The 6,565-nt window shown below is 48.7% G+C and carries 9 protein-coding genes; 5 read left to right on the top strand and 4 right to left on the bottom strand.

Going from position 1 to position 6,565, the window contains the following annotated elements; genetic code table 11:
* Positions 1 to 257, top strand: a 257-nt coding sequence (locus BUB38_RS14810; RefSeq protein WP_217650895.1) for a hypothetical protein, incomplete at its 5' end; no start/stop codon positions are given.
* 143 nt (positions 258 to 400) lie between these two features.
* Here BUB38_RS14810 and BUB38_RS16480 read toward each other — a convergent pair.
* Positions 401 to 553: a hypothetical protein gene (locus tag BUB38_RS16480; protein WP_158535537.1), complete on the bottom strand. Its 153-nt coding sequence runs from the start codon at positions 551 to 553 to the stop codon at positions 401 to 403.
* Positions 554 to 605: 52 nt separating this feature from the next.
* Here BUB38_RS16480 and BUB38_RS14805 point away from each other — a divergent pair, with 52 nt between their 5' ends.
* The 3 genes from BUB38_RS14805 (at position 606) to BUB38_RS14800 (ending at position 2,259) form a co-directional block, all read left to right on the top strand.
* The gene (locus tag BUB38_RS14805) at positions 606 to 761 is read left to right on the top strand and encodes an IS3 family transposase (RefSeq protein ID WP_088658752.1); all 156 of its coding nucleotides are present in this window, start codon (positions 606 to 608) and stop codon (positions 759 to 761) included.
* A 113-nt stretch (positions 762 to 874) separates the two neighbouring features.
* Positions 875 to 1,000, top strand: a complete 126-nt coding sequence (locus BUB38_RS16865; protein WP_256374942.1) for a hypothetical protein — start codon at positions 875 to 877, stop codon at positions 998 to 1,000.
* 167 nt (positions 1,001 to 1,167) lie between these two features.
* Positions 1,168 to 2,259 carry an FISUMP domain-containing protein gene (locus tag BUB38_RS14800; RefSeq protein ID WP_158535536.1) on the top strand — a complete coding sequence of 364 codons (1,092 nt, stop codon included), beginning with the start codon at positions 1,168 to 1,170 and terminating at the stop codon, positions 2,257 to 2,259.
* 81 nt (positions 2,260 to 2,340) lie between these two features.
* On the opposite strand, the gene BUB38_RS17085 is transcribed toward BUB38_RS14800, so the two are convergent.
* The 3 genes from BUB38_RS17085 to glgB form a co-directional block, all read right to left on the bottom strand.
* Complete coding sequence (locus tag BUB38_RS17085) at positions 2,341 to 2,955, bottom strand: prepilin-type N-terminal cleavage/methylation domain-containing protein (RefSeq protein WP_073161507.1); 615 nt, start codon at positions 2,953 to 2,955, stop codon at positions 2,341 to 2,343.
* A 53-nt stretch (positions 2,956 to 3,008) separates the two neighbouring features.
* Positions 3,009 to 3,155, bottom strand: coding sequence for a hypothetical protein (locus tag BUB38_RS16475; protein ID WP_175547702.1), 147 nt, complete (start codon positions 3,153 to 3,155; stop codon positions 3,009 to 3,011).
* 204 nt (positions 3,156 to 3,359) lie between these two features.
* Positions 3,360 to 5,576 (bottom strand): 1,4-alpha-glucan branching protein GlgB, encoded by a 2,217-nt coding sequence (gene glgB / locus BUB38_RS14790; protein ID WP_073161506.1) that lies wholly within the window; start codon positions 5,574 to 5,576, stop codon positions 3,360 to 3,362.
* Positions 5,577 to 5,733: 157 nt separating this feature from the next.
* On the opposite strand from glgB, the gene BUB38_RS14785 reads away from it, so the two are divergent.
* Positions 5,734 to 6,564 carry a pyridoxamine kinase gene (locus BUB38_RS14785; RefSeq protein WP_073161511.1) on the top strand — a complete coding sequence of 277 codons (831 nt, stop codon included), beginning with the start codon at positions 5,734 to 5,736 and terminating at the stop codon, positions 6,562 to 6,564.
* The last annotated feature ends 1 nt before the right edge of the window (position 6,565 follow it).

Genomic DNA, 6,565 nt, shown 5'->3' with positions numbered 1-6,565 from the left:
CGTTCACAGGAAGTTTTGGATCGGATGTTACAATTTGTTCGTTGGGAGGAGGTCTAGCCATGCAGAATGGAGTTCTCTGGCGAAAGGAAGCTCGGCTTGTTAAAAAGCTGGCTGAACTCAAGAATATTGACTGCACATCTGCTTTGTCGATTTTTTTTGCCTCTAATACGCATAAACTACTTTTACAGCCCGAGTCCGGCTTGCAGCTCATGAGCGACGGCTATATCCTTGAAGACCTTCTGGCAGAACTTGAGTGATTAAGGAACTCTGTAGGTCGGTGGAATTCAGGATGGAAACGAGAGCAGACGATGGGTCTCAACCTACGCGTGGTTGCAGTAAAAAAAACAGGGTCGCGCCTTCATCGGTGTGGCCTTTTAAAATTACAAGAAAGTCTTTGGGGTTACAGAGTCTTTATTTCCTCAGGGGAGAGACCTGTTTGTTGGGCAATGACTTCTAAAGAAATTCCTGCATCGCGGAAGTCCTTGGCAAGTTCCTTGTTCTTGGCTTCGGCACCTTTCTTTTCGCGGATGTTGAGTTTCTGTTCCAGAGACATATAAGCCTTCCTTGCGATGGGATCCTTGCGGTACTTTTCAACCAGTTCGTGATTGGAGCAAGTTCACCACAGGACATACGCAGATATTGACGAGGTCAAGGAGGATTTATTCAAGTATATCGAACTGTTTTACAATCGCAAGCGCTTGCATAGCAGCCTAGGGTACATGAGCCCGGTTGCCTACCGTTTGCAAAAACTTAGCGCATAACCTTTAACAAACAATACGAAAAAAAAGCGTATATTTATTCCATCAGCTAATGAATATGGTTTATGAGAAGCCCTCTATTAAAAAATCAACAAGTCCAATCGGAAACTAGCGGCGTGTCCGTGTCCGAAACATCCAACCTTCTCTCCGTCCATAGCATTGCTGGACACCCCGCTGTTTACCGCCATCTGAAGACGGCGGGCAAGGCAGACGCCAAGCAGCAGAAACAGAACGAATTTTAAAACCCGTAGTAACCTCATATAAAACAAGAGCATTCCATGTTGTAATATGGGATGCTTCTTTTTTAAAAAAAATTTTTGTACTTTTAAGGGGTGTGGCTTTTTATAGGTTTCTTGCAGAAAGGAGATTTTTTATGATAAATCATCTTTTAAAGTTTTCAATTTCTTCAATGGCATTATTTTCTCTTTGGGGATGCCATTCCACGAATTCGGAGTACATCAACACGGGAATGTGTAGGGGCGAAGAATATGATGTCGATGAACAGGACTGTGTCGCCGGCTCCCTTGTTGATGCCTGTAATGACAAGAATCTTTATTCCATTATCCATTCCAAGGATGTGGCCTATGCCTGCCGAGGAGATAGTTCCTGGACTGAGGCCAGTAAAAACGAGGTCTATTTTGAACGGGGCTGCGACAAGGGTAACGAAAATGCAACTCTTGAATACGGTTACAGCACTATGGTTTGCATTCAGGATACCTCCCATACTTGGAAGTGGGTGGTAGATAGCGAAGTAGAGGCGTCTCGTCTTAAATCGTCGAGTAGTTCAAGTGACAAGAACACGACTGCCAAATCATCGACTTCAAGCAGCAAGCCGAAATCAAGTTCGTCTGCGGAAGTGCATCGTGTCGAAGGTACTGTAAAGTATGATGGATATACATACAAGACTGTAGGTATCGGCACTCAGATGTGGATGGCTGAAAATCTTCGTGCAACAACTGGAATTGATTCTAGCTGGTGCTTTAACGATGAACCTGAAAACTGTGAAACCTATGGCCGTTTGTATACATGGGCAACGGCAATGGGGATTGATGAGAAGTATCAGACGCAATCTGCGCTGAAGGATGGTGTTATTAGTGATACGAGCTACAATCGTGGAATTTGCCCCAAGGGTTGGCATATTCCTTCCGATGCAGAATGGCAAACTTTGTTCGACTTTGTAGATGCCAGCAACGGTGTTGCTACAGCAGGCCAAAGCCTTTGCGATCCTAATGGTGCTTGGAAGGGGTATGACGATTATCCTATGACAGATGACTATGGGTTCTCGGCAATTCCTGGCGGAAAGTATCATTATGCCATTGAGGGCAACAACAATGTTGGTTGGAAGGATTTGGGTGCTAGTATGCATGTTTGGAGTGCGACAGAAAGCGCCGATACCGCATCGACCAATGTCTATACACGTTACATTCAGCCGAAGGAAATTGACCGTAATGATTTCCCCAAGAAGCGTCGTCGCTACGTTCGCTGCGTGAAGGATGAATAAAGTAATTAAATAAATTAGTAAAAAAAAGAGGCGTCTTGATTTTCAAGACGTCTCTTTTTTGTAAAGTGTTTTGGGCGTGACTTAGTCTTCTAGAGGGATGTATTTGAAGGTAACCTTCTTTTTCTGGTTTCCCCAGGCTTCGCCATCTTTGGGAACGTCCCCGGCGGCAACAGGCCTACCTCTATAAGTATACATATAGACGATGGGATCTTTACCTGCGCTAGTTGTGGGGAACGTGACAATATTGAAGTGTCCGCTATTTTCTACAATGAGGACCATCATGTCTAATTGCTTCTTTCTCAGCGAGTTACTTTGATAAACGGCTGCAACGTTGCCGTCGGAATAGGATGTCTTGCTCCCTAATTCGATGTAGTTGCTGCCTGCATTTGCTTTAATTGCTTCAACGACAAGTTTATGAAGTTGAGCTTTGTCGCTGTTTTGGTTTGCTATAGCCCAGGAAATTCTCATGCGCATGACACGTTCGTCGTTGCTTATGGTTTTGTCAAATGCTTGTTGAAAACCATCGTCAAGGGTTGCGTGAACGACTGCGGTATTGACGGCGCTCAATGATTGAATATCAACAGCGATTTTGGCATTTTCGATCTGACCGAAAATCTTTGGCACTCCCACGGCGGCAAGGATTCCCATAACAACTACAACCACCATAATTTCAATTAGAGTAAAACCTTTCTTCATATTGACTCCTTGATTCAATGGAAAAATATGAATTTTCAGGGAAAACTGCAAGGCTATGAGAAAATTCCGTGCATGAACTGATGGCAGGTGTCGTAGACGTCCCTGTCATTTAGCTTTATGAGGCCCATGAAATAGGTATGGATGCTGGCGTTGACGATGCCCAGGAATGTGTAGGCGTAGCGTTCGTGGCGGCCTTTCATGTTGCCGTGATCCTTGCTTGCGGCAAGGAAAAGTTTGGCCAGCGTGGTCCACTGTTAGTGTTGGTCAGGAAATCTGGAATGTGGTGGTGGAACTTTTGAGATCAGGTGAATTTTTATTTCATAAAAAAGAGACCTCGCGTTTTGCGAGGTCTTTTTAAATGCTTGGATCCTTCGTGCCTACGGCGCTCAGGATGACGTTTATGGTTACTTTTCCAGCTTGAAGAATACGGCACCCAGGGGCGGGACCTGTACGTTCATGCTCTGTGCGCGATTCTGCCAAGGAATCTGTTCGGTCCAGACTTCGCCCATGTTGCCCACGTTGGAGCCACCGTAAATGGCTGCGTCAGTGTTGAAGATTTCCTTCCACTTGCCGGCGGTAGGTGCGCCCAGGCGGTAGTCATTGCGGACCACCGGGGTGAAGTTGAATACGCAGAGGATTTCGTTGCCGTGGTCATCCTTACGGACGAAGCTGACGATGGAGTTGTCGGCGTCATCGCACCAGATCCATTCGAAACCGGTATGGTAATGGTCGATTTCCCAGAAGGGTGCGTTTTCCTTATAGACGTGGTTCAAGTCCTTCATCATTGCGAGAATCTTGCCGTGGCTATCCCAGCTGACAAGGTGCCAGTCCAGGGAGCGCTTTTCGCACCATTCACGGAACTGACCGAATTCGTTGCCCATGAAGTTCAGTTTCTTGCCCGGATGTGCGTACTGGAAGGCGTAGGTCAAACGGAGGTTTGCGAACTTCTGCCAGTTGTCGCCAGGCATCTTGCCCAGCATGGAGCCCTTGCCGTGAACAACTTCGTCGTGGCTGAATACCTGGATGAAGTTTTCGGAGTAGGCGTACACCATGCTGAAGGTGAGGCTGTTGTGATGATACTTACGATGGATGGGCTCGTGCTGGATGTAGCTGAGGAAGTCGTTCATCCAACCCATGTTCCACTTGTAGTGGAAGCCCAGGCCGCCCTGTTCTGGCGGACGGGTAATGCTGGGGAAGCTGGTGGATTCTTCGGCGATGAGGATGCCGTGGGGAGCCAGGCGGCCCATCACAGAATTCAGGTGCTTCAGGAATTCCAGGGTGTCGTAGTTGATGTTGCCGCCGTCTTTGTTGGGGACCCATTCGCCGGGGCCCTTACCGTAGTCAAGGTACAGCATACTTGCAACAGCGTCTACGCGCAGGCCGTCGCAGTGGAATTCCTTGAGCCAGTACATTGCATTTGCAATGAGGAAGTTCTTGACTTCGTTGCGGCCCAGGTTAAAGATGTAGGTGCCCCAGTGGGGGTGTTCGCCCTGGCGGGGGTCTGCGTGTTCATAGCAGGCGGTACCGTCGAAGCGGCCCAGTGCATGAGCGTCCTTGGGGAAGTGGGCGGGGACCCAGTCGATAATCACGCCGATTTCGTTCTGGTGGCAAAGGTCCACGAACTTACGGAACTGGTCAGGAGTACCGTAGCGGCTGGTGGGGGAGTAGTAACCGGTGACCTGGTAACCCCAGGATTCATCCAGCGGGTGTTCTGCCAGGGGCAGGAATTCCACATGAGTATAACCCATTTCCTTCAGGTAAGGAATAAGGGTTTCAGCCAACTCTTCCCAGTTCAGGAAACGATCCGGATCTGCGGGGTCGCGACGCCAGGAACCGGCGTGGACTTCGTAAACGTTCATGGGGCTACCAAAGACCTTGGTAGCGTAATGGGTGTACATGTACAGGTCGTCGCCCCATTCGTAACCATCCAGATGGGTGGTAATGGAAGCGGTTGCCGGACGCACTTCGGAAAGCTTTGCCAGAGGGTCTACCTTCACGTGGATGTTGCCGTCGGCACCATGGATTTCGAAACGGTACAGTTCGCCTTCGCCCAGGTTCGGGATGAAGATTTCCCAAATGCCGGATCCGCCAAGCATGCGCATCTGGTGGCGGCGGCCATCCCAACTGTTGAAGTTGCCGATGACGGAAACGGCGCGGGCATTGGGAGCCCACACAGCAAAATGGATGCCCTTGAAGCCCTGATGTTCAACAATATTGGCACCCAGCTTACGATACAGTTCGTAATGGGTTCCGCTGGCAATCAGGTGGCGGTCAAAGTCAGACAGCACAGGGAGGAATGCGTAAGGGTCGGTAAGGGTATATTCAATACCGTCGCCCTGACGGATAATCAGGTTGTAGAAGAACGGTTCGTAATCCTTGTCGAGGACTGCTTCGAAGAAACCGGTATCGCCCAGCTTTACAAAATCAAACTCGAACTCGCCGTCGCAGGATTCGCCACGGATGTAGCTGGCCTGGGGCTGGTAAGTGCGGATAACAGTCTTAACACCCTTATCGGTATTCAGCGGATGGATACCGAGGATCGAGAACGGATCTTTGGTACCGAAATTCCAAATAGCCTGCATATCATCGGAAGTGAGGCTAGTAAACTGATTCCAATCCATACAAATACTCCATATTTTTGAGAGAAATATAACTTAAACTTTCTTTACAAAGAGATTACGGTTTAAATATTTTGAAAAATATTAGCCCTATCACGTTAAACCTATGGATTCGCTTGGAAAATCCGTCTTCGCCCCTTTAATTACTACATTTGGACGCATGTATAAGCGAGTCCTTACGATCCAGGATATTTCCTGCTTTGGCCAGTGTTCCTCTACGGTGGCCCTGCCTATCGTTTCCGCCTGCGGTATCGAGTGTGCCGTGCTTCCGTCGGCCGTACTTAGCACCCATACAGGACGTTTCAAGGGGTACACCTTCAGGGACCTGACCGACGATTTACTGCCCATTCGAGATCACTGGGTGAAGGAAGGCATTAAGTTTGACGCTTTTTATACAGGCTACCTGGGAAGCGTACGCCAGGTAGATATCGTCCGTGAAATCATGGAGACCACCGGCAACCAGGGCGCTCTCCGCATTGTAGACCCGGTTCTCGCCGACGCAGGCAAGCTTTATGCCGGTTTCGACATGAACTTCGTTGAAGCCATGAAGCGCCTTTGCGCCGAAGCGGACGTACTGCTCCCTAACATTTCAGAGGCAAGCTACCTGACCGGCATGGAATATACCGAAGAGTATGACCGCCCCTACATTACGGAACTATGCAAGCGCCTCTGCGACCTGGGTACAAAGAGCGTCATCATGACCGGCATCGGCTTCAGGGAAGGCTACACCGGTATTGCCGTTTACGAAAACGGTGAGCTGAACCATTACGAGCACAAAAAAGTCTCAATGTGGTGCCATGGAACCGGCGACATCTACGCCTCGGCCTTTACCGGAGCCAAGATGCGAGGCAAGAGCACCATGGAAGCCGTAAAAATTGCGGCAGACTTTACCCTAAAAGCCATAGAAAATACGGTTGATGACGCAGAAAATCACTGGTATGGTGTTAAATTTGAATTAGCGATACCCACCCTGGTAAAATCATTCGAATAGC

Origin of the sequence: Fibrobacter sp. UWH5 (genome assembly GCF_900142505.1) — a bacterium.
Taxonomy (GTDB): Bacteria; Fibrobacterota; Fibrobacteria; order Fibrobacterales; family Fibrobacteraceae; genus Fibrobacter.
Note: the sequence above shows the minus strand (reverse complement) of the source record. Positions and strands in the feature narration are given on the sequence as shown.